24 protein-coding genes and 1 pseudogene are annotated in these 24,982 nt (G+C 61.1%); 14 read left to right on the forward strand and 11 right to left on the reverse strand.

The window, feature by feature from the left end; translation table 11 throughout:
- Window positions 1–128 precede the first annotated feature (128 nt).
- Together AC09SL_RS12160 and AC09SL_RS12165 are read right to left on the reverse strand one after the other, a co-directional pair.
- A complete protein-coding gene (locus tag AC09SL_RS12160; RefSeq protein ID WP_014336033.1) occupies window positions 129–512 on the reverse strand; it encodes a PaaI family thioesterase in 384 nt (127 codons plus the stop codon).
- Window positions 512–2,836, reverse strand: coding sequence for a Tex family protein (locus AC09SL_RS12165; protein ID WP_064106970.1), 2,325 nt, complete (start codon window positions 2,834–2,836; stop codon window positions 512–514). The genes AC09SL_RS12160 and AC09SL_RS12165 overlap by 1 nt, the downstream gene beginning before the upstream one ends.
- Before the next feature lie 356 nt (window positions 2,837–3,192).
- Here AC09SL_RS12165 and ompR point away from each other — a divergent pair, with 356 nt between their 5' ends.
- Together ompR and AC09SL_RS12175 are read left to right on the forward strand one after the other, a co-directional pair.
- Window positions 3,193–3,933 carry an osmolarity response regulator transcription factor OmpR gene (gene ompR / locus AC09SL_RS12170; protein ID WP_058546659.1) on the forward strand — a complete coding sequence of 247 codons (741 nt, stop codon included), beginning with the start codon at window positions 3,193–3,195 and terminating at the stop codon, window positions 3,931–3,933.
- Window positions 3,934–4,047: 114 nt separating this feature from the next.
- Window positions 4,048–5,361: an ATP-binding protein gene (locus AC09SL_RS12175; RefSeq protein WP_058546660.1), complete on the forward strand. Its 1,314-nt coding sequence runs from the start codon at window positions 4,048–4,050 to the stop codon at window positions 5,359–5,361.
- Between the two features lie 89 nt (window positions 5,362–5,450).
- Here the strand turns inward: AC09SL_RS12175 and rimK are convergent, their stop codons facing one another.
- Window positions 5,451–6,356 carry a 30S ribosomal protein S6--L-glutamate ligase gene (rimK, locus tag AC09SL_RS12180; RefSeq protein ID WP_058546661.1) on the reverse strand — a complete coding sequence of 302 codons (906 nt, stop codon included), beginning with the start codon at window positions 6,354–6,356 and terminating at the stop codon, window positions 5,451–5,453.
- Window positions 6,353–6,835 (reverse strand): retropepsin-like aspartic endopeptidase RimB, encoded by a 483-nt coding sequence (gene rimB / locus AC09SL_RS12185; protein ID WP_058546662.1) that lies wholly within the window; start codon window positions 6,833–6,835, stop codon window positions 6,353–6,355. The genes rimK and rimB overlap by 4 nt, the downstream gene beginning before the upstream one ends.
- Here rimB and AC09SL_RS12190 point away from each other — a divergent pair.
- The 4 genes from AC09SL_RS12190 (at window position 6,751) to AC09SL_RS12205 (ending at window position 10,373) form a co-directional block, all read left to right on the forward strand.
- Window positions 6,751–7,035, forward strand: coding sequence for a hypothetical protein (locus AC09SL_RS12190; protein WP_133247227.1), 285 nt, complete (start codon window positions 6,751–6,753; stop codon window positions 7,033–7,035). The genes rimB and AC09SL_RS12190 overlap by 85 nt on opposite strands.
- Before the next feature lie 36 nt (window positions 7,036–7,071).
- Window positions 7,072–7,476 carry an RNA-binding S4 domain-containing protein gene (locus AC09SL_RS12195; protein WP_003196700.1) on the forward strand — a complete coding sequence of 135 codons (405 nt, stop codon included), beginning with the start codon at window positions 7,072–7,074 and terminating at the stop codon, window positions 7,474–7,476.
- 271 nt (window positions 7,477–7,747) lie between these two features.
- Complete coding sequence (gene hslO / locus AC09SL_RS12200) at window positions 7,748–8,650, forward strand: Hsp33 family molecular chaperone HslO (protein WP_058546663.1); 903 nt, start codon at window positions 7,748–7,750, stop codon at window positions 8,648–8,650.
- Window positions 8,651–8,828: 178 nt separating this feature from the next.
- A complete protein-coding gene (locus tag AC09SL_RS12205) occupies window positions 8,829–10,373 on the forward strand; it encodes a phosphoenolpyruvate carboxykinase (RefSeq protein WP_064106969.1) in 1,545 nt (514 codons plus the stop codon).
- Window positions 10,374–10,450: 77 nt separating this feature from the next.
- Here AC09SL_RS12205 and AC09SL_RS12210 read toward each other — a convergent pair whose 3' ends face one another.
- On the reverse strand, window positions 10,451–10,804 hold the full coding sequence (locus tag AC09SL_RS12210; protein ID WP_057449203.1) for a DUF1493 family protein: 354 nt from the start codon (window positions 10,802–10,804) through the stop codon (window positions 10,451–10,453).
- Between the two features lie 189 nt (window positions 10,805–10,993).
- Here AC09SL_RS12210 and AC09SL_RS12215 point away from each other — a divergent pair.
- The 5 genes and pseudogenes from AC09SL_RS12215 (at window position 10,994) to AC09SL_RS12235 (ending at window position 16,177) form a co-directional block, all read left to right on the forward strand.
- Window positions 10,994–12,059: pseudogene (locus tag AC09SL_RS12215) on the forward strand (colicin E3/pyocin S6 family cytotoxin).
- Window positions 12,056–12,283: a hypothetical protein gene (locus AC09SL_RS12220; protein WP_058544955.1), complete on the forward strand. Its 228-nt coding sequence runs from the start codon at window positions 12,056–12,058 to the stop codon at window positions 12,281–12,283. The pseudogene AC09SL_RS12215 and the gene AC09SL_RS12220 overlap by 4 nt, the downstream one beginning before the upstream one ends.
- 166 nt (window positions 12,284–12,449) lie before the next feature.
- Window positions 12,450–14,378, forward strand: coding sequence for a RecQ family ATP-dependent DNA helicase (locus AC09SL_RS12225; RefSeq protein WP_058544956.1), 1,929 nt, complete (start codon window positions 12,450–12,452; stop codon window positions 14,376–14,378).
- 107 nt (window positions 14,379–14,485) lie between these two features.
- Window positions 14,486–15,712: a 3-hydroxyacyl-CoA dehydrogenase gene (locus AC09SL_RS12230; protein WP_058544957.1), complete on the forward strand. Its 1,227-nt coding sequence runs from the start codon at window positions 14,486–14,488 to the stop codon at window positions 15,710–15,712.
- A gap of 45 nt (window positions 15,713–15,757) precedes the next feature.
- Window positions 15,758–16,177: an acyl-CoA thioesterase gene (locus AC09SL_RS12235; RefSeq protein WP_058544958.1), complete on the forward strand. Its 420-nt coding sequence runs from the start codon at window positions 15,758–15,760 to the stop codon at window positions 16,175–16,177.
- Between the two features lie 77 nt (window positions 16,178–16,254).
- On the opposite strand, the gene AC09SL_RS12240 is transcribed toward AC09SL_RS12235, so the two are convergent.
- From AC09SL_RS12240 to AC09SL_RS12255, 4 genes are all read right to left on the reverse strand, one after another.
- A complete protein-coding gene (locus AC09SL_RS12240; RefSeq protein WP_058544959.1) occupies window positions 16,255–16,734 on the reverse strand; it encodes a glycine zipper domain-containing protein in 480 nt (159 codons plus the stop codon).
- Window positions 16,735–17,100: 366 nt separating this feature from the next.
- Entirely contained in the window at window positions 17,101–19,449 is a 2,349-nt protein-coding gene (locus AC09SL_RS12245; RefSeq protein ID WP_058544960.1) for an FdhF/YdeP family oxidoreductase, read from the reverse strand.
- On the reverse strand, window positions 19,446–20,285 hold the full coding sequence (fdhD, locus tag AC09SL_RS12250; RefSeq protein ID WP_058544961.1) for a formate dehydrogenase accessory sulfurtransferase FdhD: 840 nt from the start codon (window positions 20,283–20,285) through the stop codon (window positions 19,446–19,448). The genes AC09SL_RS12245 and fdhD overlap by 4 nt, the downstream gene beginning before the upstream one ends.
- Window positions 20,286–20,378: 93 nt before the next feature.
- Entirely contained in the window at window positions 20,379–21,266 is an 888-nt protein-coding gene (locus AC09SL_RS12255; protein WP_058544962.1) for a LysR family transcriptional regulator, read from the reverse strand.
- A 133-nt stretch (window positions 21,267–21,399) separates the two neighbouring features.
- On the opposite strand from AC09SL_RS12255, the gene lysM reads away from it, so the two are divergent.
- On the forward strand, window positions 21,400–21,840 hold the full coding sequence (lysM, locus tag AC09SL_RS12260) for a peptidoglycan-binding protein LysM (RefSeq protein WP_058544963.1): 441 nt from the start codon (window positions 21,400–21,402) through the stop codon (window positions 21,838–21,840).
- Window positions 21,841–22,205: 365 nt separating this feature from the next.
- On the opposite strand, the gene yrfG is transcribed toward lysM, so the two are convergent.
- Window positions 22,206–22,868 (reverse strand): GMP/IMP nucleotidase, encoded by a 663-nt coding sequence (gene yrfG, locus AC09SL_RS12265; protein ID WP_058544964.1) that lies wholly within the window; start codon window positions 22,866–22,868, stop codon window positions 22,206–22,208.
- An 88-nt stretch (window positions 22,869–22,956) separates the two neighbouring features.
- Here yrfG and nudE point away from each other — a divergent pair, with 88 nt between their 5' ends.
- Together nudE and cysQ are read left to right on the forward strand one after the other, a co-directional pair.
- Window positions 22,957–23,523: an ADP compounds hydrolase NudE gene (nudE, locus tag AC09SL_RS12270; protein WP_003196729.1), complete on the forward strand. Its 567-nt coding sequence runs from the start codon at window positions 22,957–22,959 to the stop codon at window positions 23,521–23,523.
- Window positions 23,520–24,347: a 3'(2'),5'-bisphosphate nucleotidase CysQ gene (gene cysQ, locus AC09SL_RS12275; protein WP_058544965.1), complete on the forward strand. Its 828-nt coding sequence runs from the start codon at window positions 23,520–23,522 to the stop codon at window positions 24,345–24,347. Before nudE ends, cysQ begins: the two co-directional genes overlap by 4 nt.
- Before the next feature lie 150 nt (window positions 24,348–24,497).
- Here cysQ and AC09SL_RS12280 read toward each other — a convergent pair whose 3' ends face one another.
- Complete coding sequence (locus AC09SL_RS12280) at window positions 24,498–24,953, reverse strand: YiiD C-terminal domain-containing protein (RefSeq protein WP_058544966.1); 456 nt, start codon at window positions 24,951–24,953, stop codon at window positions 24,498–24,500.
- Between the last annotated feature and the right edge of the window lie 29 nt (window positions 24,954–24,982).

The raw sequence follows: 24,982 nt of genomic DNA on the forward strand, positions 1-24,982 counted from the left end.
TGCTCGCGATGGCGGATGGTCAGTCAGCATCAACGCTGCTGATCCACCGCTATCGCGAGCAAGCTCCCACAGGAAAGCTCGACACCGCATTCGTGGCGTCGAAATTACCCCAAATCGATGACAGGGAGCTATAGGACAGCGAACGTGCCTTGCGCTTTTGCGACCAGTTTGTCGCCTTGCATCACCTCGGCCTCGACCACCAGCGTGCGCCGGCCCGGGTGGATGACCCGGGCGGTGCACAACACATCGCCGTCGGACACGGCGCGAATGTAGTTGATCTTGCATTCGATGGTCGCGCTCTGCTGGTCAAAGCCATGGACACTGGAGCAGGCCAGTCCCATGGCGATGTCCACCAGGCTGAACAGCGCGCCGCCGTGCAGCTTGCCGCCGCGATTGCGCAGCGGCGGCTCAAGGCTCAGGGCGACTTGCGCCACCCCGTCCCCAAGGCTGTGCAGACGACAGCCGAGCAGCTTGAAAAACGCGCTCTCCACCAACCCGGCTGGCACGTCCATCAGCGTTTCTTCAACTGCTTGGCGTTGGCGAACAACGAGGCCATGGCGTTGTTCGCCGGCGCCGCGGTAGCGGTTTCCTTACGCGGCGCGGTGTTTTGCGACTGGCGTGGCGTCGAGCCTGGACGCGCACCGCGGGCACCGTCGACTTTCTCGCCCGGTGTGTCGCTCATGCGCATCGACAGGCCGACGCGTTTGCGCGCAATGTCGACTTCCATGACCTTCACTTTCACCACATCACCGGCCTTCACCGCTTCGCGCGGGTCCTTGATGAACTTCTCGGACAAGGCCGAGATGTGCACCAGGCCGTCCTGATGCACGCCGATGTCGACGAAGGCGCCGAAGTTGGTGACGTTGGTCACCACGCCTTCGAGGATCATGCCCGGTTGCAGGTCCTTGAGGTCTTCGACGCCGTCCTGGAACTCGGCGGTCTTGAACTCGGGGCGCGGGTCGCGGCCCGGTTTCTCCAGTTCCTGGAGGATGTCGGTGACGGTGGGCAGGCCGAAGGTTTCGTCGGTGAATTTCTTCGGATCCAGGCGCTTGAGGAACCCGGCGTCACCGATCAGCGAACGGATGTCGCGGTCGGTCTGGGCGGCGATGCGTTGCACCAGCGGGTAGGCTTCAGGGTGGACCGCAGAGGAGTCCAGCGGGTTGTCGCCGTTCATGACCCGCAGGAAGCCGGCGGCCTGTTCGAAGGTCTTTTCGCCCAGGCGCGGGACTTTCTTCAACGCGGCGCGGGTCTTGAACGCGCCGTGTTCGTCGCGGTGGGTGACGATGTTCTGCGCCAGCGTGGCGTTCAGGCCGGAGATACGCGCCAACAGCGCCACCGAAGCGGTGTTCACGTCCACGCCCACCGCGTTCACGCAATCCTCCACCACGGCGTCCAGGCCACGGGCCAGTTTCAACTGGGAAACGTCGTGCTGGTACTGGCCGACACCGATGGATTTGGGGTCGATCTTCACCAGTTCCGCCAGTGGGTCCTGCAAGCGACGGGCGATGGACACCGCGCCACGGATCGACACGTCCAGGTCCGGGAACTCCTTGGAGGCCAGTTCCGACGCCGAGTAAACCGAAGCGCCGGCCTCGGAAACCATGACCTTGGTCATCTTCATGGCTGGGTATTTCTTGATCAACTCGGCGGCCAGCTTGTCGGTCTCGCGGCTGGCGGTGCCGTTGCCGATGGCGATCAGGTCCACCGAATGCTTGGCGCACAGGGCGGCGAGCACGGCGAGGGTCTGGTCCCACTTGTTGTGCGGCACGTGCGGGTAGACCGTGGCGTGGTCCAGCAACTTGCCGGTGGAATCCACCACCGCCACCTTGCAACCGGTGCGCAGGCCCGGGTCCAGGCCCAGGGTGGCGCGCGGGCCGGCCGGGGCGGCCAGCAGCAGGTCGTGCAGGTTGTGGGCGAACACGTTGATCGCCTCGGTCTCGGCGTTATCGCGCAACTCGCCCAGCAGGTCGGTTTCCAGGTGGGTGTAGAGCTTGACCTTCCAAGTCCAGCGCACCACCTCGGCCAGCCATTTGTCGGCGGCGCGGTTCTGGTTCTGGATGCCGAACTGCTGGCCGATCATGCCTTCGCACGGGTGCATGGTGCCGGGCAACTCTTCACCGACTTTCAGTGCGGAACTGAGGATGCCTTCGTTGCGGCCGCGGAAAATCGCCAGGGCGCGGTGCGATGGCATGCTCTTGAGCGGTTCGTCGTGTTCGAAGTAGTCGCGAAACTTCGCGCCTTCCTCTTCCTTGCCGGCGATCACCCGGGCGCTGAGGGTGGCTTCCTGCTTGAGGTAGTTACGCAGTTTTTCCAGCAGGTTGGCGTCTTCGGCGAAACGCTCCATGAGGATGTACTTGGCACCTTCCAGCGCCGCTTTTACGTCCGCCACGCCTTTTTCGGCATCGACGAAGCGCGCGGCTTCGGTTTCAGGGGTCAGGGTCGGGTCGTTGAACAAGCCGTCGGCCAGCTCGCCGAGGCCGGCTTCCAGGGCGATCTGGCCCTTGGTGCGGCGCTTTTGCTTGTAGGGCAGGTACAAGTCTTCAAGGCGGGTCTTGGTGTCGGCCAGCTTGATATCGCGCTCAAGTTGCGGGGTCAGCTTGCCCTGCTCCTGGATGCTGGCCAGGATGCTTATACGCCGTTCGTCGAGTTCTCGCAGGTAGCGCAGGCGTTCTTCCAGATGCCGCAATTGGATGTCATCGAGGCTGCCGGTCACTTCTTTGCGGTAACGAGCGATGAAAGGCACCGTGGAGCCTTCATCGAGTAGCGCGACGGCCGCTTCGACCTGTTGTGGGCGTACACCGAGTTCCTCGGCGATGCGGCTGTTGATGCTGTCCATAAAACCACCTGACAAATTGTGAAATCAGGCTCGCCACCGCAGAAGCCGGGCTCGGCGAGACTGGTTGAGCGGCCTGGCATGCGCCGCTGCCTGGGTCAAAAGGCTGTCTGTTGACCCGTGAAATTCAAAAAGTGCTGCCGGGCCAAGGAGAGAAAATGACACGCCGGATCACGAGCCGGCATTCCCTGGCACAAAAGGCCGCGCATTATAACCAGCGTTCCGTCCCGAGGGGGGGACATGGTCTGTCGGCTTGATCCCCGGATTTGTGGTGATAGAGGAAAAATCTGCTAACAATGCACACGGTGCGTATAACGGCAGCTAGGCCATAATGCGCGCCGAGATCAAAGGAGCTTCCTATGAGCAGCACTGCACAAACTGCTGAAGGCGAAAAAATTCTTATTGTTGACGACGATCCGGGGCTGAGCAGCTTGCTGGAACGCTTTTTCGTCAGCAAGGGCTACCGCGCCCGCACCGTACCGAACACCGAGCAAATGGATCGACTGCTGGCCCGTGAAGTTTTCAACCTGGTGGTGCTCGACCTGATGCTGCCCGGTGAAGATGGCCTGACCGCCTGCCGCCGCCTGCGCGGCGCCAACAACCAGATCCCGATCATCATGCTCACCGCCAAGGGCGACGAGCTGAGCCGTATCAAGGGCCTGGAACTGGGCGCCGACGATTACCTGGCCAAGCCGTTCAACCCCGACGAGCTGATGGCCCGCGTCAAGGCGGTGCTGCGTCGTCAGTCGGCGCCGGTACCTGGCGCGCCAGGTAGCGAAGATGAAAGCGTGAGCTTCGGCGACTATGAGCTGTCCCTGGCCACTCGTGAGCTCAAGCGCGGTGATGAGGTCCACATGCTCACCACCGGCGAGTTCGCCGTGCTCAAGGCCCTGGTGATGAACGCCCGCCAGCCGCTGACCCGCGACAAACTGATGAACCTGGCCCGTGGTCGTGAATGGGATGCGCTGGAGCGCTCCATTGACGTGCAGATTTCCCGTCTGCGCCGGATGATCGAACCCGATCCTTCCAAGCCGCGATATATCCAGACCGTCTGGGGCGTAGGTTACGTGTTCGTACCGGATGGCGCCGCCAGCAAGTGATCGGCGATTTGTAGGAGCGAGTGGCCTGGCCGGTTGAAGTGTCTTCTTCCAGGCGACTCGCGGTCTGTCATTGTGCGAGCATCGCTCGCTCCTGCAAGTGTGTAGCGGTTATTCATGAAAACCCCCGTTTGGTTCCCCCAGAGTTTCTTCTCCCGCACCCTCTGGCTGGTGCTGATCGTCGTGCTCTTCTCCAAGGCTCTGACGCTGGTGTACCTGCTGATGAACGAAGACGTGCTCGTGGACCGGCAGTACAGCCACGGCGTTGCCTTGACCCTGCGGGCTTACTGGGCGGCGGACGAAACCAATCGCGCGAAAATTGCCGAGGCGGCGACGTTGATCCGCGTCGTCGGTGCCGGCGTACCGGAGGGCGAGCAGCACTGGCCCTACAGCGAGATCTATCAACGCCAGATGCAGGCCGAACTGGGTGCCGATACCGAGGTGCGGTTGCGCATGCACTCGCCACCGGCGCTGTGGGTGCGGGCCCCGAGCCTGGGGGATGGCTGGCTGAAAGTGCCGTTGTACCCGCATCCGCTGCGCGGCCAGAAAATCTGGAACGTGCTCGGCTGGTTCCTGGCCATCGGCCTGCTGTCGACGGCGTCGGCGTGGATCTTCGTCAGCCAGCTCAACCAACCGTTGAAACGCCTGGTCTATGCAGCCCGCCAACTGGGCCAGGGGCGCAGCGTGCGGCTGCCCATCAGCGATACGCCCAGCGAGATGACCGAGGTCTACCGTGCCTTCAACCAGATGGCCGAGGATGTCGAACAGGCCGGGCGCGAGCGTGAGTTGATGCTCGCTGGCGTCTCCCATGACCTGCGCACGCCGCTGACCCGGCTACGGTTGTCGCTGGAGTTGATGGGCGAGCACACTGACCTGACCGACGAAATGGTCCGCGACATCGAGGACATGGACGCGATTCTTGACCAGTTCCTGGCGTTCATTCGCGACGGTCGTGATGAGTCTGTGGAAGAGGTGGATCTCAGCGAACTGGTGCGGGAAGTGGTCGCGCCCTATAACCAGAACGATGAGAAAGTGCACCTGCGCCTGGAGCCGATCCAGCCATTCCCGTTGCGCCGCGTGTCGATGAAGCGTTTGCTGAACAACCTGATCGGCAATGCCCTGAATCACGCTGGCACGGGTGTCGAAGTCGCAGCCTATGTCTCCGGTGACACCAGCGCGCCTTATGTGGTGCTGAGTGTCATGGACCGTGGCGCCGGCATCGATCCCTCTGAGCTGGAAGCCATTTTCAACCCCTTCACTCGCGGCGATCGCGCCCGGGGTGGGAAGGGCACCGGGCTGGGCCTGGCCATCGTCAAGCGCATCGCCTCGATGCACGGCGGCAACGTCGAACTGCGTAACCGTGTCGGTGGCGGGCTGGAGGCTCGGGTGCGCTTGCCGTTGGGCTTGATGCTGCCGCGGGATGCGGTGTAGCGATCTCTCAAGTAAGACAGGGAAAGAACCTGTGGGAGCAAGCTCAGCTCCCACAAAGGCTCGCCGCTCCCGCAGGGTTTTGTGTTGAGTTAACCCTTGCCCTTGGTCCGGGTCATGTTCGGCCCGCCATTCTTTTCCAGATGCTCGATGATGATCCCCGCCACGTTCTTGCTCGTGGTGGTCTCGATCCCTTCCAGGCCTGGCGAGGAATTGACTTCCATCACTAGCGGTCCGTGGTTGGAGCGCAGGATGTCCACGCCCGCCACGGCCAGGCCCATGACTTTCGCGGCCCGCAGGGCGGTCATGCGCTCTTGCGGCGTGATCTTGATCAGGCTGGCACTGCCACCGCGATGCAGGTTGGAGCGAAACTCACCGGGCTTGGCCTGGCGTTTCATCGAGGCAATCACTTTGTCGCCGACCACGAAGCAGCGAATGTCTGCGCCACCGGCTTCCTTGATGTACTCCTGGACCATGATGTTCTGCTTCAGGCCCATGAACGCCTCGATCACCGATTCCGCCGCCGTCGCGGTTTCACACAAGACCACGCCGATGCCCTGGGTGCCTTCCAGCACCTTGATCACCAGCGGTGCGCCGTTGACCATCGCAATCAGGTCGGGAATGTCGTCGGGGGAGTGGGCAAAACCGGTTACCGGCAGGCCGATCCCTCGCCGTGACAGCAACTGCAGCGAGCGCAGCTTGTCCCGCGAGCGAGCGATGGCCACCGACTCGTTGAGGGGAAACACCCCCATCATTTCGAACTGACGCAACACGGCGCAGCCATAGAACGTCACCGATGCGCCGATGCGCGGGATCACCGCATCGAACCCTTCCAGCGGCTTGCCACGGTAATGGATCTGCGGCTTGTGGCTGGCAATGTTCATGTAGGCGCGCAGGGTATCGACCACCACCATTTCATGGCCTCGTTCGGTCCCGGCTTCAACCAGGCGACGAGTGGAATACAGACGCGGATTACGCGACAGCACAGCGATCTTCATGCAACACCTGTGGCAGAGGTAGTGGACGCCGGGAATGCCGGCTTGTCTTGAACGTATTTGATACCTGGATTGACCACCAATTGGCCGTCGATCAAGGCTTTGGAACCCAGTAACAGGCGGTATCGCATGGACTTGCGGCAGGCAAGGGTGAATTCGACCCGCCAGATCCGGTCACCCAGCGCTAGCGTGGTGCTGATCACGTAGCGGACCTGAGCGTGGCCGTTGGAGCTCTTTATGGTCTTGCGGGCCACCAGTGGCGCTTCGCAGCGGCGATGGCGCAACTGCACCACGGTGCCGAGGTGCGCAGTGAAACGTACCCACTTTTCGCCATCGCGCTCGAACGGCTCGATGTCAGTGGCATGCAGGCTGGAAGTACTGGCGCCGGTGTCGATTTTTGCCCGCAGGCCCACGACTCCCAAGTCCGGGAGCGCGACCCACTCGCGCAGACCGACAACGGTCAAATGGTCAAAAGTCTTCAATAAAAAAACCTGCGATCAGTACATCGGATCGTGGACTCCGCGAATCGCGGTATTCACGCAGAATAATCACAAAATGGCGACAGTTATCTACGCACTTGTTTGTGCTTGTAACCGATTCCGACCCCCACCATGCGCGTGACGGCGATTTGGCGGGCATTCTATCCGTCGGGCCGGATTCGTGCGCTCGACAAAAACGGTAGTACAGTTCTGGCTATTGGCAGAAAAGAGGAATGGCAGTGGCGCAAAAAAAGGAAGAGGACGACAAGGTCCGTCTCGATAAATGGTTGTGGGCGGCGCGATTCTACAAGACGCGAGCCTTGGCCAAGACCGCCATCGAAAGCGGCAAGGTTCATCACCGGGGAGAGCGTTGCAAGCCGGGCAAGGAGCCGCGCGTGGGCGATGAATTTGTCATCCGCACCGGCTTCGATGAAAAGACCGTGGTGGTCGAGGCGTTGTCGATCGTACGTCGCGGCGCCCCTGAGGCGCAGGCGCTGTATCGCGAGACCGAAGCCAGCATCGCCAAGCGCGAAACCGCCGCCGCGCAACGCAAGGCCGGCGCCCTGGGGGTCAGCACCGACGGCAAGCCGAGCAAGAAGCAGCGCCGGGACCTGTTCAAGTTTCATGGCAGCAATAGCGAATAGACACGCAGGCCGGCGATTGTGGCGAGGGGATTTATCCCCGCTGGACTGCGCAGCAGGCCCTGAATTTTGCGCGCCGTGTCAGCTCTGTCGCATGTTTATTTGGGGGCTGCTACGCAGCCCAGCGGGGATAAATCCCCTCGCCACAGGTTCTCTGGAAGATAGGTGGTGATTCTCCTTCCCGTCAGGCCAGCCGACGCCTTGCTTGGAACCCACCCTGAATGCCCATAAAATGCCCGCCATCATTTGTCATCACCTCAGATACCAGACCCCTATGACTGATTTACCGGATACCGACTACACCCAACGTTTCATCTTCGATGACAGCGACGCCCGTGGCGAGCTGGTAGCGTTGGAGCGTAGCTACGCCGAAGTCCTCGCCAAGCACCCCTATCCGGAGCCGGTCGCACAACTGCTCGGCGAGCTGATGGCGGCTGCGGCGTTGTTGGTGGGCACCTTGAAGTTCGATGGCTTGCTGATTCTCCAGGCGCGTTCCGAAGGCCCGGTGCCGCTGCTGATGATCGAATGCTCCAGCGAACGTGAGATCCGTGGCCTGGCCCGTTATCACGTCGAGCAGATCGCGCCCGACGCGACCCTGGCCGACATGATGCCCGACGGCATGTTGGCCCTGACGGTCGACCCGACCCATGGCAAGCGCTACCAGGGCATCGTCGATCTCGACGGCGCGACGCTGGCAGAGTGCTTCACCAACTACTTCGTCATGTCCCAGCAGACCAATACCCGCTTCTGGCTCTACGCCGACGGGCGGCGTGCCCGCGGTTTGCTGTTGCAACAACTGCCTGCCGATCGCCTGCGCGACCCGGAAGAACGTGACGCCAGTTGGCAGCACATCACCGCTCTGGCCAGCACCCTGAGCGCCGATGAACTGTTGAGCCTGGACAACGAAACCGTGCTGCATCGCCTCTATCACGAGGAGCAGGTGCGCTTGTTCGACGGCCAGCCGTTGCGCTTCCAGTGCAGCTGCTCTCGTGAACGTTCCGCCAATGCGTTGGTCAGTCTGGGTCTGGAAGATGCGCAGCAACTGGTGATCGAGCATGGCGGCGCCATCGAGATCGATTGCCAGTTTTGCAACGAGCGCTACCTGTTCGACGCGGCGGACATCGCGCAATTGTTCGCCGGTGCGGGTGTCGACACACCGTCAGATACTCGTCACTAAAACGTTTCAGCGCAGGTAAATCTCCTGGCAAACGCCGGATTTACGCCGTACTGACGGGAGGGCCCTACTCTTTTTGGGGTTTTCTGGCATAATCCGGCCCACTTTTTTCGGGTAGTAGTGCGCGACTTTCTACTACAAAACGTTTGGAGCACTCGGCCACGGGCCGACGGGGAATCTCATGACGCAAGCCAATAACGCCGTGTACACCGATCTGAGTGTCGATGATCTGGTCAAAGAAGCCCTGAATCGCGGTGAAGGCGAGCTTGCCGATACTGGCGCGCTGGTTGTTCGTACCGGTCATCGTACCGGTCGCTCGCCAGTCGACCGTTTCATTGTGGAAGAGCCAACCACCCAGCACGCCATTGCCTGGGGCCCGATCAACCGCAAGTTCCCGGCCGACAAGTTCGATGCCCTGTGGAACCGCGTCGAAGCCTACCTGGGCGAGCGCGAGCGTTTCGTCTCCCACGTGCATGTAGGCTCCGATCCTGCGCACTACCTGCCGGTCAAGATGACCACCGAGACCGCGTGGCACAACCTGTTTGGCCGTTGCCTGTTCATCAACCCCGAGCAATACAACGCCGGCGGCAAGGATGAATGGCAGATCCTCAACGCGCCGAACTTCGTCTGCGAGCCTGAGCGCGACGGCACCAACTCCGACGGCACCGTGATCATCAACTTCGCGGCCAAGAAAGTGCTGATCGCCGGCATGCGCTACGCCGGTGAAATGAAGAAAGCCCTGTTCTCCGTGCAGAACTTCCTGCTGCCAGCCGTTGACGTGCTGCCGATGCACTGCGCCGCGAACATGGGCGAAGAGGGCGATGTGACCCTGTTCTTCGGCCTGTCGGGCACCGGCAAGACCACCCTGTCCGCCGACGAAAGCCGTTACCTGATCGGTGACGACGAGCACGGCTGGGGCGTGGGCGTGGTGTTCAACATCGAAGGCGGCTGCTATGCCAAGTGCATCGACCTGTCCGAGAAGAACGAGCCGGTCATCTGGAAAGCCATCCAGCACGGCGCCGTCCTGGAAAACGTCGTCATCGACCCGGTCACCAAGAAAGCCGACTACGCCGACGACAGCCTGACCCAGAACAGCCGCGCCGCCTACCCGCGTGAGCTGATCGAAAAACGCGCACCGAAAAACCTCGGTGGCGAGCCAAACGCCGTGATCTTCCTGACCTGCGACCTGACCGGCGTACTGCCGCCAGTGTCGATCCTCAGCGAAGAACAAGCCGCCTACCACTTCCTGTCCGGCTACACCGCACTGGTGGGCTCGACCGAAATGGGTTCGGGCAGCGGCATCAAGTCGACCTTCTCCACCTGCTTCGGCGCCCCGTTCTTCCCGCGCCCGGCCGGTGAATACGCTGAGCTGCTGATCAAGCGCATCCGTGGTTTCGGCTCCAAGGTCTACCTGGTCAACACCGGCTGGACCGGCGGCGGCTACGGCGTCGGCAAGCGCTTCAACATCCCGACCACCCGTGCGGTGATCGCGGCGATCCAGAGCGGTGCGCTGATCGGTGCAGAAACCGAACACCTGGACATCATCAACCTGGACGTGCCGCTGGCTGTTCCAGGCGTCGAGACTGGCCTGTTGAACCCACGCAACACCTGGGCCGACAAAGCTGCCTACGACGAAGCGGCCAAGGCATTGGCCGGTCTGTTCACCGAGAACTTCAAGAAGTTCGACGTGAGCGACGCGATCAAGGCTGCCGGTCCGCAGCTGTAAGGCTTGGTTAGCGAATGAAAAAGCCGCCCTTCATGGGCGGTTTTTTTATGGGCGACTATTTGAGGCGCCCCGATCAGCTAGGCCTCTTCCACTTCCCGCGTATCCCATCGTTGCGCCTTGATCGCCTTGTAGAGCATGCCGATGGTCAGTGGCATCTTGTTCCCACGGCCCTTGGCCCTGCGCTTTTGAAACACATCAAATCCTTCCGGCTGAAAATAACGGTAAGCGTCGTAGTCGATGAGCTCGATGGCGAACCGCTCCTCCAAGGCCTCCATCAGATGCCGGGCATCCGCGCCATCGCAACCCAAGTCGAGATTGATCGCGGTATCCAGGCGGATGGTCTTGCGTTCCGGTAGGCCGATCTCTTCGTGCAGCAGTTCCATGAGCTGGCGCATGGCGTGATCGTCGGGGAAGTCTGGGGCGAGGTACATGGCGAGGTTTCCAGGAGTTTGGCGTGCGTGCGTCTGGAGGGAAAGTTTAGGGGGAAATCGTTGCCCGTTGGAAAAGAAGAAATATCTCACAGCAGTCTCGGAACCGTCTGCTGAGTAAACCTTTAGTCGCCCGGTAAGGTTCACCGCGCCCTTTCAATGGGGGTAACGGCGACCGAGCAGGGACGAAGCATGACGAAAGGAAAGGCCGGTGTTCCGCAGGTCTGGGAGCATTACGGCGGCGATCGGGGCTACAGGATCCTGCGGGACATGACCCCCAGCGAACTGGCGAAAAGAGACGCCGATCAACAGGCCTATGAGGGCATGCTGGCCAGGCAAGCGGCTTACATGAGCGAGCGTCTGGCCCAGGTCCGAGAAGCATCACCTTCCGACGTGAAGGGCCGTGTATTTGCAAAGTCCTGCAAGCTGCCTGATTCGGTTATCGACTATCACAACCCCACCGGTTACATCCCGACTGAAGCCCTGAGGGAGTACGGCCAATTTACGTTGTTGGGTGGGCGTCAGGCCGACGACTCAGAGCACATTCAATTTAAGCGCATCAGCGGGTCTGGGTGACGGTTCGTTGTACACCGAAGAGCAATTGCGCTCCCTGGAACAGGCACGTACGCGGGTGCGGTTGCATGTCGAAACCCAGGCCGATGGAACACTCAAGGGATACGGCTACAACACCCAGGCGCGAGGTGACTGGGAAATGATCCCGGTGGTGACGTTCCAGGCTCGCGGCGCGCAGCAAGTGGCGGACTTTGGCGATGGGGTCGAATTGATCTGGACGCCGGCGGTCGATCCGTCCTCGACGCTGGGCATCCCGGCGCTGGAGGCCGCGCCACAGGCTCCGCACATCTGGATTTTTCCGCCGACACCTGCGGCGGACAGCATCATCGTCAACCCGATTTATCCGCCGGAGTACAAGGATTTCATTCTTGTGTTTCCGGCGGATTCTGGGGTTTCGCCGTTGTATATCGTGCTCAGCATTTCTGATCACAAATATCACCCGACCCCGAAAGGTGTAATTCCTGCTTTTCCTGATCTTGTTCGCGGTCGGTCAAAAACTCCCGTACAAGGAGGTGGAGGATTACGTCCACGTTGGCACGACCGCAAAGGCAATATTTATGAATGGGACCGGCAGCATGGTGCCCTTGAAAAGTACAACCCGCGTGGAAACCATTTAGGTGAGTTCAATCACATCACGGGCGAACAGACCAAAAAAGCGGATAAGACAAGGAAGGTAGAGCCATGAGTTTTTGGGTGTTGGGTTTTTATCCTGGCAAGGATGAGCTGGTATTTGAGCAGAGCATCAGCTTGTCGGTGGAGGACTTGAAGCCCGTGATGCAATGGGCAGGTAGTAATGATCATATTGGTGCGGACTTCAGGCTTTCAGCAAAGCAAGTGCTTGAAATCGAGCGATTGGCATCGTTGGTTCTTCCTCAAGAACTGGATCTTTATTTAACGTCTTATGACTGAACGCCAAGCTCAAACGTCTCCGCGCTTGCGTTGACTCCCGAGTCGATCAGCGTCACGGCCATTCAGGCTGTATCATCCTGTATCGATTCGACCCCGACCTTTTCTCGACTCGCCGCATTGTCCCGCTAGGCTTTGGGCATCGCAGCAGTCAAAGGAGCGACCGCGCATGCACAGCACCCTGGAACAGGTTTTCGGTTATCCACAGTTTCGTCCCGGTCAGGAGGCGGCCATCGGCGCCGTGCTGGCCGGTCGGTCGGCGGCGGCCATTTTCCCCACCGGCTCGGGCAAGTCTCTGTGTTATCAACTGCCGGCTCTGTTATTGCCGCATCTGACCCTGGTGGTCTCGCCACTGCTGGCGCTGATGCAGGACCAGTTGGCGTTTCTCAAGCGCCACGGCATTGCGGCGGCGAGTATCGATTCGGCCCAGGGCCGTGACGAAACCAACGACGCCATGGCGCGAGCCCGTTCGGGTGAGTTGAAGATCCTGATGATTTCCGTAGAGCGCCTGAAGAACGAGCGCTTTCGCAATTTCCTGCAGCAGGTGCCAATCTCGTTGCTGGTGGTGGACGAAGCCCACTGTATTTCGGAATGGGGGCATAACTTCCGACCTGACTACCTCAAGCTTCCCGATTACCAGCGCCAGTTCAACATTCCCCAAGTATTGCTGCTGACGGCCACCGCGACACCCAAGGTCATCACCGACATGCAGGCGAAATTCGCCATCGCCGCCCCTGATGTGGTGACGACCGGTTTCTACCGGTCGAACCTCAATCTGCTGGTCGAGCCCGTGAGTGGTGCCGACAAGCGCGAACGGCTGGTGCAATGGCTGGGCGAACGTGCCGGGCAGCCGAGCATCGTCTACGTGACCTTGCAGCGAACCGCCGAGCAGATCGCCGAACACCTGGGCCGGCACGGGATCGAGGCCGAGGCCTATCACGCCGGCTTGCCCCATGAACAACGTGAAGATATCCAGCGGCGGTTCATGGGCGGGCAATCCAATTGCATCGTCGCGACCATCGCTTTTGGCATGGGCATCGACAAGAGTGACATTCGCAACGTCGTGCATTTCGACCTGCCCAAATCCATCGAAAACTACAGCCAGGAGATCGGCCGCGCCGGTCGGGACGGGCAGCCTTCCGATTGCCTGGTGCTGGCCAACCGCGACAGTCTCAACGTGCTGGAAAACTTTGTGTATGGCGATACGCCGGAGCTTGCGGGCATTCGTTGCGTGCTCGATGAACTGAAGGCCGCCGCTCCCGATGGGCAATGGGAGTTCTTGCTGGGACCCCTGGCGGACCAGAGCAACATCCGGCAGTTGCCACTCAAGACGTTGCTGGTCCAGTTGGAGCTACGCGGGCTGATCGCGCCGCGCTATGCCTATTTCGCGGAGTACCGCTTCAAGTTCCTGACTGAGCCACAAGAATTGCTGGAGCGCTTCGAGGGCGAGCGAAGGGACTTCGTCTCGGCCATCATCCAGACCTCCAGTCGCGCCCGGGCCTGGGCCACGGTGAACTTCGACGGGATGTACCAGCACTATCACGCTGAGCGTAGTCGCGTGGTCAAGGCGCTGGACTATTTCCAGGAAAAGGGCTGGATCGAGCTGGAAAGCAAACAGATGACCGAGGTGTACAGCGTATTGGACACGGACCTGGATGTGCAGGTCTTGAGCGCTGAGCTACACGCCTATTTCACCCGGCACGAACAAGGTGAAATCGCACGGATCCACGCCATGCTCGAGTTGTTCGCCACCGACCGTTGCCTGGGTTATCGCTTGGCGCAATATTTCGGCGACGAGAATGCGCCACGCCAGTGTGGTCATTGTTCGGTGTGCCATGGGCAGGTCGCTCGCCTGCCGGAGCCGCCTGCGTTGCCAGCGCTTGTGGATAAGAATTTCGAGGCGTTGTGTGGCGACTTTATCCACAAGCATGAGCAGCACAGCGGCAGCGTGCCGTCTGCCGAGCGCCTGACCCGCTTCCTCTGCGCAATCAGCGTGCCGCTGTTCACCCGATTGAAGGCACGGAAGATCGGTGGGTATGCCGCACTGGAAGCGTATCCATACGCTGAAGTTCGTCAGTGGGCCCAAGCGCACCTGTGAGCTGCATCCATCCGCTGAATACCCTTCATCACACGAATAAATTTCAAAAATATTCGGCGGCTGACTAAGGTGAAGGCTGTCTTCGGATCGCCAACAAGAGAGCTAACATGAGCCAGACACCTTTCGATATTCAGCGTGCCGCGGTGGTCGGTGCGGGCACCATGGGCCGGGGCATCGTGATGTGCCTGGCCAACGCTGGCGTGGCGGTGCAGTGGGTCGACAACAATCCGCAGATGCTCGAGCAGGCACTGCTGGCCGTGGCCGAGACCTATGCCCATGGCGTGCGCCAGGGCCGTATCGACCAGGTCGAGGCTGACGCGCGGATCGCCCGGGTAACACGGGCGGATGATTATGCGGCGATCCGCAATGTGGACCTGGTGATCGAAGCGGTTTACGAAAACCTCGAACTCAAGCAGACCCTCTTTCGTGAGCTGGACGGCCTGCTCAAGCCCGAGGCCATCCTGGCGAGCAACACGTCGGCGCTGGACATCGATGCCATCGCCGCTGTCACCCGCCGGCCAGCCCAGGTCCTGGGCCTGCATTTCTTCAGCCCGGCGCACATCATGAAACTGCTGGAAATCGTTCGCGGCGCGCATACCTCCAAAGCAGTGCTGGACGCGGCGCTGGTGCTGGGCAAGCGCATGGGCAAGGTCAGCGTTGTCTCAGGCAATTGCCATGGATTCATCGGCAACCGAATGCTTCATCCCTATGTGCTGGAAGCGCGCAAGATGTTGCTGGAGGGGGCATTCCCCCATCAGGTGGATGCGGCGTTGCAAGGCTTTGGCTTCGCCATGGGGCCGTTCCGTATGTACGACGTCGTTGGCATCGACCTGGAATGGCGCGCCCGTGAGCTGGCGGGCAAGGGCCAGGACGCGCCCGAGGTGCAGGTGGACAACCGGTTGTGCGAGCTGGGACGGTTCGGCCAGAAAAGCGGCAATGGGTACTATCACTACGAGCCGGGCAGTCGCCAGGCCGAGCATGATGTCGAGGTCGATGCGCTGGTGCTACGGGTCAGTGAAGCGCTGGGTTTCCAGCGACGCGAGATCGGCCCGGAGGAAATTATCGAGCGGTGCTTGCTGGCGCTGGTCAACGAGGGGGCGAAAATCCTGCAGGAAGGCATTGCCGAGTCGGCCCACGATATCGACCTGGTCTACCTCAACGGCTACGGCTTCCCTGTGGACAAGGGCGGGCCGATGGCCTGGGCCGACGGGCAGGGGCTGGAGGATATACACGCACGTCTGCTGGAGCTCGAAACGAAGCAGGGCGACCAGTGGAAGCCCGCGCGCCTGATCGGCGAGCTGGCAACACAGGGCAAGGGGTTCGCGCAGGCCTGAGGCCGTGCAACGCCAGGATCATTGAACAACCGTAAAGGACACCTGATGCCCCAACGCAACGAATACCCACACTTGCAACCCATCACCACACGCTGGCACGACAACGACGTGTACGGTCACGTCAATAACGTCACCTACTACAGCTTTTTCGATAGCGCAGTGAATACCTACCTGATCGAAGTCGGTGGCCTGGATATCCATGATGGAGAGGTGGTGGGGTTCGTGGTGAGTTCAGCCTGCGATTACTTTGCCTCGATCGCCTTTCCAGACCGGATTGAAATCGGCCTGCGGGTCGGGAAGCTGGGCAGCAGTTCGGTGCAGTACGAACTGGCGGTGTTCAAGGCGGGCGAGGAGGAGGCCTGCGCGGCGGGGCGTTTTGTTCACGTATTCGTGGACCGGGCATCGAATCGGCCGGTAGCGATTCCGGACCGGCTACGTGGGGCTTTGGAGCGGTTGGTGGTCTGAAACAAAAAATCGCAGCCCCTGTCAGCTCTAAAGCTGCCGGGGGCTGCGATCTTCAACGGCGGTTTATCAGCCAGCCGTTAATCGCGGTAGTAGCGATGATGTTTTTTGCGATGTCCGTAGGCATGGCCACGACCTGGATGGCCGTCACGGTAGTAGCGGCGATCGCCACGGCGGCCGTCATAATGACGATCATCGTCATCATCCTTGCCCATGTAGTTACCCAGGGCGCCACCCGCGCCGCCGCCCGCTGCCGCACCGATCAGGCTGCCAGTGGTGCCGCCGACGCTACGGCCGACCACGTTACCGCCGGCTGCGCCCAGCGCGCCGCCGATCGCCGCTTCGCCGCGGCTGTGTTTGTCTGCGCCGACTGCACTGCCGCCTGCGCCGCCCAGCGCCGCGCCGATAGTGGAACCGGTGTTGCCGCCCAGGGACTGGCCGACGACCGAACCCAAAACCCCGCCCAATGCGCCGCCCACACCTGCTTCGGCAGTACCACCGGCAGAAGCGATGCCACTGGCCAGGCTAAGGGACAACAAGAGAATGGAGGAGAACTTCATAGAGGAGCCTCAAAGGGATGACGGCGCGATCCTGAGGCTGGCTTCGCTTGGTTACAATCGAAATCCGACGAGTAACACGACTTGTGCACAATTCGCTAAGTTATTGTTTTTGACGGGGAACTTAAGGCAAAACGGCCGGTCTTTAGCTACTTCGGACAGGCCGTTTTCTATGGAAAACGGCCTTTTTTGTGCGTGCTGGAAAGTACTTTGTGGCGAGGGGATTTATCCCCGCTGGGGCGCGGAGCGGCCCTAAACCTGATAACTCGGTATGCCAGCATAACCAAGTCGATTGTTTTAGGGGCCGCTTCGCGCCCCAGCGGGGATAAATCCCCTCGCCACAGGGCCATCATGATCCGAAAGGCTGTGTCAGGCCGATTTGGCCAGGATCAATCCATTCTCGCTCGCCGCTTCCAGACGGATCGCGACGAACTTCGATGTTGGAGTGTGGCTGCCGTCGCCCGTGCTTTCCAATGGCACCAGCGGGTTCACTTCAGGGTAATAGGCCGCAGCCTGCCCGGCAGGGATGTCGAATGCCAGCAGGGTAAAGCCCTTGACCCGCCGTTCGCGCCCGTCATCCCAGAGTGAGACGATGTCGGCTTTCTGCCCCGGCTTGAAGCCCAGGCGAATGATGTCCGCTTCGTTGACAAACAACACATCACGCTGGCCCTTCACACCGCGATAGCGGTCATCGAGGCCATAGATGGTGGTGTTGTACTGATCGTGGGAGCGCATGGACTGCATGATCAGGTCGGGCAACTGGCCGGTGGCCCGGGTGCGTTCATGCACAAGGTCGGTCGGCAACCGGTTGGGCTTGAAGTTGGCGCGGCCCGACGGGGTGTTCCAGCGCCGCGAACCGGCGCTATTGCCCAGATAGAACCCGCCGGGGTTCTTCAGCTTTTCGTTGAAGTCCTTGAAGCCGGGTACGGTGTCGGCGATCAGGTCGCGGATGCGACTGTAGTCGGCCACCAGCCAGTTCCAGTCCACCGGACGGCTACCCAGCGTGGCGGCGGCGATGCCGGCGATGATCCACGGTTCGGAGCGCATCTGGTTCGACAGCGGCTGCAACTGGCCCATGGAGGCATGCACCATGCTGAAGGAGTCTTCCACGGTCACCGCTTGAGCTCCATCGGTTTGCAGGTCGATGTCGGTGCGGCCCAGGCACGGCAGGATCAGCGCTTGCTTGCCGTGGGCCAGATGGCTGCGGTTGAGCTTGGTGCTGATCTGTACCGTCAGGTCGCAATTGGCCAAGGCCTGGAAGGTACGATGGCTGTCCGGCGTGGCTTGGGCGAAGTTGCCGCCCAGGGCGATGAATACCTTCGCCTGACCGTCGGCCATGGCGTGGATCGCCTCGACCACGTTGTGGCCGTTTTCACGCGGTACCTTGAATTGGAAACGCCGCTCCAGCGAGTCGAGGAACGCCTCTGGCGGACGCTCGTTGATGCCCATGGTCCGGTCGCCCTGGACGTTGCTGTGACCGCGTACCGGGCACAGGCCTGCGCCTGGCCGGCCGATGTTGCCGCGCAGCATCATCACGTTGGCGATTTCCTGGATGGTCGCCACCGAATGACGGTGCTGGGTGATCCCCATCGCCCAGCACATGATCACGTTCTCGCTTTTGGCGTACATGCGCGCCGCTTGTTCGATGTCGACCAGGGGCATGCCCGATTGCTCGACGATCTGTTCCCACGGCGTGTCGTCGACCGCCGCCAGGTAATCCAGCACGTTGGTGCTGTGCTCATTGAGGAATGCGTGGTCGAACACCGCCGCAGCGCCGCTGTTCTGCGCTTCGCGCTCCCACAGCAGCAGGAACTTCGCCATACCGCGCAATATCGCCATGTCGCCACCCAGGGCAGGGCGGAAATAGGCGGTGTTGGTCGGCTTGTTGCCGTTGGTGAGCATTTCGATCGGGTTCTGCGGATGCTGGAAGCGCTCCAGGCCACGCTCCTTGAGCGGGTTGATGCAGACCACTTGGGCGCCGCGTTTCACCGCCTCGCGCAGTGGTTCGAGCATCCGTGGATGGTTGGTCCCGGGGTTCTGGCCCCAGACGAAAATCGCGTCGGCATGTTCGAAATCGTCGAAGGTCACCGTGCCCTTGCCCACACCCACGCTTTGGGACAGCGCTACGCCGCTGGCCTCGTGGCACATGTTCGAGCAGTCGGGGAAGTTGTTGGTGCCATAGGCGCGCACGAACAGTTGATACAAGTAGGCCGCTTCGTTGCTGGCCCGGCCCGAGGTGTAGAACTCGGCCTGGTTCGGGTTGGACAGCCCTTGCAGGTGCTTGCCGATCAGGTCAAACGCCGCTTCCCAACTGATGGGTTTGTAGCGGTCGGTCTCGGCGTCGTAGCGCATGGGCTCGGTCAGGCGACCCTGGTACTCGAGCCAGTAATCGCTCTGCTCCAGCAGCGAGCTCACGCTGTGCTTGGCGAAAAATGCACCATCGACGCGGCGCTTGGTGGCTTCCCAGTTCACGGCTTTGGCGCCGTTCTCGCAGAACTTGACCATGCCGCTTTCCGGCGAGTCACCCCAGGCACAGCCTGGGCAGTCAAAACCGCCATTCTGGTTGGTCTTGAGCATCATGCGGATATTTTTCAGCGCATTGTCGCTGGTCAACCAGGCCTGAGCGACGCTGATCAGTGCTCCCCAGCCACCGGCCGGGCCCTTGTAGGGCTTGTAGCGCGGTACGGGTTTCTGGTCGGCTTGTTGATGATTGCTCACGCTTGTTTCTCCATCGCAGGGCTGTAGACCCGCGGCGCACTTTTTTGCGGCAGGTGGATGAGGTTGAGGTTGTGTCGGCGGGCCCATTGCACCGCGAGGCCCGTGGGCGACGACAGGCTGACCAGGGTCTGGATGCCGGCCCGCAGGACTTTCTGGATCAGTTCGAGGCTGCAACGGCTGGTGACGATCGCCACGCCGCCGGCCACCGGGATCTGCTGCCGGATCAACGCGCCGATCAGCTTGTCGAGGGCGTTGTGCCGGCCAATGTCTTCGCGACCCAGCAGCAATTCGCCTTGGGCGTTCATGAACAACGCGGCGTGGACTGCGCCGCAGTATTGGCCCAGGGGCTGGAACTGGCTGATACGGTCACGCAGGCCATCGAGCCATTGGGCCGGTGGCAGCGGTGCGCCGGGCAGCACCTTGAGGTTTGGCAGTGCTTGTTCCACCGCTTCCACGCCGCACAACCCGCAGCCACTGGTGCCCGTCAATTGCCGACGTTGCTGCTTGAGGTTCCAGAAGGCGCGATTGGCGATGGTCACCTCGGCATGGTGCGCCGCTCCCGTGCCGCTCAGTTGCAGGTCATAGATGTCCGATGAATCTTCGATGATGCCGCTGCCGAGGCTGAAGCCGACGATGAAGTCTTCCAGATCGCTGGGGGTGACCAGCATGACCGCCTGGCTGATGCCGTTATAGGCAATCGCCAGCGCCACTTCCTCGGCCAGCGCGGTGCTGTCCGATCGGGAGTGGTCCAGATTGCAGTAGCGATAGCTCTGGCTGGCGGCCGGCGCGGATGTTTCCATCGCTGGCGCTGGACTGACCGGAGGCTTGTCGTTCATAGGCATCACTGAAAGTAGGAATAGTGTTAAGACTAAATGCGGCAATCTGCCACGTCTAATCGCTATTACTGATCTCTCAATAGATGACGTCGATCAAGAAGTCGTCGATGATTTCTGGTAAAGGGCAAAGCAGGCCTCTGCCAAGGCCGAACGTGGGGCGCCGCGCCGCATGATCAGGCCCAGCGGGACCAACGTCTGCGCGCTTTCGATGGGCTGGATGCGCAAGTCTTCGGTCAGCACATCCAGGCCGCTGTCCAGGGGCATCACCGCGCAACACAGCCCGCCGTGCACAGCTTGTAACAATTGATGCACCGCGTCGGTTTGCAACAGCGGTTGAGGCGTTAGGCCTCGGCTGTGGAAGTTGTGGTCGATGGATTGGCGAAAGTGCATGCCGCTGGTGAGCATGCCCAGGGGCAGTTCGATCAGCGCTTCCCAGCTCAGCGGCTGTTCACCGAAAAAGAAAAAGCGCTGATCGTAGAGCAGGCCCATGCGGGTGTGGCTGAAGGGCAGGGCTTCGAAGCGTTCGTTGTCCAGGCGTTCCAGGTAGGAGACACCCAGGTCGATACGGTTGTTGGCCAGCTGTTCAAGGATGCGTTCGGAGCTCAGGGACGACAATTCGAAACGCAGGCTGGGGTGCTCGGCATGTAAACGCTGCATCATGGCCAGGGGGTCGAAATCCGACAACGGCACCACGCCCAGGCGCAGCGTACCCACCAGGTTGCCACGACAGGCCGCCGCTTCGGCCTGCAGCCCGTCATAGGCCGCCAGCACCGTGCGCGCCCAGGCCAGCACCCGTTCCCCCGGCGCGGTGAAACCTTCAAAGCGCTGGCCGCGGTTGACCAGCGGCAGGTCGAGTTCTTCTTCAAGGCTGCGCAGGCGCATCGACAAGGTCGGCTGGGTGATATGGCAGCGTGCGGCGGCCTGACCGAAGTGACGGGTTTCGTCCAGCGCGATGAGAAATTTCAGCTGCTTGATGTCCATCTTCGCTCCAGGGCGCAGGAAGGTTGGGATTCTAGCGCTTGCGCGTGGCGGGGTCATTGGTCGGTTGGGAACCGGGTTCGTCTCGCCTGGTCTAGTCTTTGCGTCTGGACACTTAAATCAAGGAGCGTGTGCCATGAGTATCTTTAGTTTTGTGAAGGAAGCCGGTGAAAAGCTGATCGACCTGCTGACCCCCGGCAATGCCAATGCCAGCGAACAACTGAAAGCGCATATTAAAAAGGTTGGCCTGGGTAATCCGAACGTCCAGGCGACCATCGAGGGTGACAAAGTCATCGTCACCGGTGAAGTAGCCAGTCAGGAAGAGAAGGAAAAGATCCTGTTGGCGGTGGGTAATATCGCCGGTGTTGGCAGTGTCGACGATCAGATCACGGTGACGGGCCCTGTGGCACAGGCGGCGCGTTTCGTGACCGTGAAGAAGGGCGACACGCTCAGCGCCATCTCCAAGGCCGAGTACGGCGACGCGAACAAGTACAACAAGATATTCGAGGCCAACAAGCCGATGCTGTCGCACCCGGACAAGATTTATCCGGGGCAGGTGTTGCGTATTCCTGAGTAATCCGATCCCTGTGGCGAGGGAGCTTGCTCCCGCTGGGCTGCGAAGCGGCCCCAATGCGTCTGCTGCGCAGCCGAGCGGGAGCAAGCTTTCATGGAACAAAGTGCAACCCCATGTTTTTAAAGTACTTTTCAACAAGCTGCAATGTGACTCAGTTGGACCGCTATTCCCGTGTGGCGAGGGGATTTATCCCCGCTGGGCTGCGCAGCAGCCCCAAAAGCAACGACCTCGATCTTACTGGCACACCGAGTTGTCTGGTTGGGGGCCGCTGCGCAGCCCAACGGGGATAAATTCCCTCGCCACAAGACCTGTTCCCTGCGCGACAGCGCAGCGTCGGCGACGCGGACTCCCTCGCCACACTGGTCCTGTCAAAGCCCGGCAATCAAGTCCCGATAATCCCCCAGCGCCTCAAACTCCCCCGTGTCCTTCGGCCCCTTGCGGCTGTCCGGCTCGCTCACGGCCAGCAAGTGCGCCACGCCGAAGTCCCGGGCGCTGCGCAGCACCGCCAGGGTGTCGTCGATGAACAGGCTGCGGGCCGGGTCGAAATTCAAGTCGGCTTGCAGCGCGTCCCAGAATTGCGGGTTTTCCTTGGGGAAGCCGTAGTCGTGGGAACTGATCAAACGGTCGAAGTATGGGGCCAGTTCGATGCGTTCAAGCTTCAGGGACAATGAATCGCGGTGAGCGTTGGTGATCATCACCACGCACTTGCCAGCGCGCTGGATCGCCGCCAGGAAGGTATCGGCGTCCGGGCGCAAGGCGATCAGGTGCGCGGTTTCCAACTTCAGTTCGCGCACCGGCAGTTTCAGCTCGGTGCTCCAGAAATCCAGGCAATACCATTGCAACTGGCCGGCGTTGCGCTCAAACAGCGGCTGCAGCTCCATCTCGGCCATCGCCCGGCTCACGCCATGCAGTTCGGCGTAGCGCTGGGGCAGGTGTTCGAGCCAGAAATGGTTGTCGTAATGCAGGTCCAGCAGGGTGCCGTCCATGTCCAGCAGAACCGTATCGATCTCATGCCAGGGCAGCAAAACCATAAAACTTCTCCAGCGGTAATCGGATATCCGACACAAACAATCAGAATAGGCCGGGTATAGTAGCCCGCTATCGCCCAGGGAGCCGTTTATGCGCCAGAAACCCACCATACTCGATCGCCAGATCGTCGCTACCAGCCGCCTGTTTTGCGTGGAAGAACTGAAATTGCGGTTTTCCAACGGTGTGGAGCGCACCTATGAACGTCTGGCGAGCAAGGGGGCGGGCTACGGCGCGGTGATGATCGTGGCGATGCTCGACGCCGACCATGCGGTGTTGGTGGAAGAGTATTGTGGTGGCACCGACGCTTACGAACTGTCCCTGCCCAAGGGTTTGATCGAGCCAGGTGAAGACGTGCTGGCGGCGGCCGAGCGGGAGCTCAAGGAAGAGGCCGGTTTTGGTGCGCGTCAGTTGGAACACCTGACCGAACTGTCGTTGTCCCCCGGCTACATGAGCCAGAAGATCCAGGTGGTATTGGCGACCGATCTATATGAAGAACGGCTGGAGGGTGACGAGCCCGAGCCGATGCGCGTGGACAAGGTCAACCTGCGTGAGCTGTCGGCCTTGGCACAGAACCCGCAGTTCACGGAGGGGCGGGCCTTGGCGGCGCTGTACCTGGCCCGTGACCTGCTGACCCAGCGTGGAGCGTTCCTGTCATGACTTTCCCTCATCCGTTGATGGCCCCTGTAGTCGAGCTGGCGCTCAAGGCTGGTGACGCGATCCTGCCGTTCTGGCGCGCCAACGTGCAGGTCAACCACAAGGCCGACGAGTCGCCGGTGACCGCCGCAGACATGGCCGCCCATGATGTGATCGTGGCCGGGCTGAAGGCGCTGGCCCCGGATATTGCGATCCTCTCCGAAGAAGACGCCGATATCGCCCAAAGCGTGCGTGCCGGCTGGCAACGCTGGTGGCTGGTAGACCCGCTGGATGGCACCAAGGAATTCATTTCCGGCAGCGAGGAGTTCACCGTCAACATCGCGTTGGTGGAGCAGGGCCGTGTGGTGTTCGGCGTGGTGTCGATGCCCACCAATGGGCGTTTTTATGTCGGCGGAGCGGGACTGGGCGCCTGGCGTGGCGACAAGGGGGGCGAGCCTTTGCCGATCGCGGTTCGTGACACACTGGCGCCCGGTGAAGCCTTCACCGTGGTTGCCAGTCGCCGACACACCAGCCCGGAGCAGGAACGCCTGCTCAATGGCTTGAGCGGGAGCCTGGGTGAGCTGCAACTGACCAGTATTGGCAGTTCGTTGAAGTTTTGCCTGGTGGCCGAAGGCGCGGCGGATTGTTATCCACGGCTGGCGCCGACCTCCCAGTGGGACACCGCTGCCGCACAGGGTGTCTTGGAAGGCGCGGGTGGTGAGGTACTGGACTTGAGGGGCGAGCCGTTCTGTTATCCACCGCGCGAGTCGCTGTTGAATACGTCGTTCCTGGCGTTGCCGGCGAAAGCGGCGTGGCGCGCAAAGTTGTTGGAGCTTGCTCGCTCTTGATACCGGCTCGATCCTTTGTGGCGAGGTGATTGTGGGAGCAAAGCTTGCTCGCGATACAGGCGCCTCGATCGCTGAAAGACCGCGGCGCTTCCATCGCGGGCAAGCCTTGCTCCCACACAGCGCTACCTCGCCACAGGGGCCGGCGGTGTTTTAGCGGTGCAACACGTACTGCCCCTCAAACTGCACCGCCACGTCCTCGCTCCCGATATTCATGACCTGCGTCTGCAACGCCAGCCGCGCCCGTCCGTAACGCCGGTAGGTGGCCAGGAAGCGCTTCCAGACCTTTTCGTCCGGCGCTTCGCAGACGACGGTCGCATCGCCGGTTACCGGCAGCGGATAGCTGATCTGCCCTTCCTGAATCACGATATGTCCGTCTACGATGCCTTCCTCGCGCAGGGCCAGGTGCAGCCATCCCCAGCCGCCGAGCACCGCGCCGCAATACAAGCTGCCACCGAACATGGTGCTCTTGTGATTGACGTTGGCCGCAAGCGGCAAGGACAGGCGCAGTTGCCGGGCCTGCCAATCGAGCACCTTGAGGCCCATGTCCCGGGTCAAGGGGATGTCGTGGTGCAGGATCGATTCCAGGTAACGACAATCGCGGTTCATTGCGGGGCCTTCTGCTTGAAAGGGAAATG

The organism is Pseudomonas sp. PF05, from assembly GCF_056521845.1.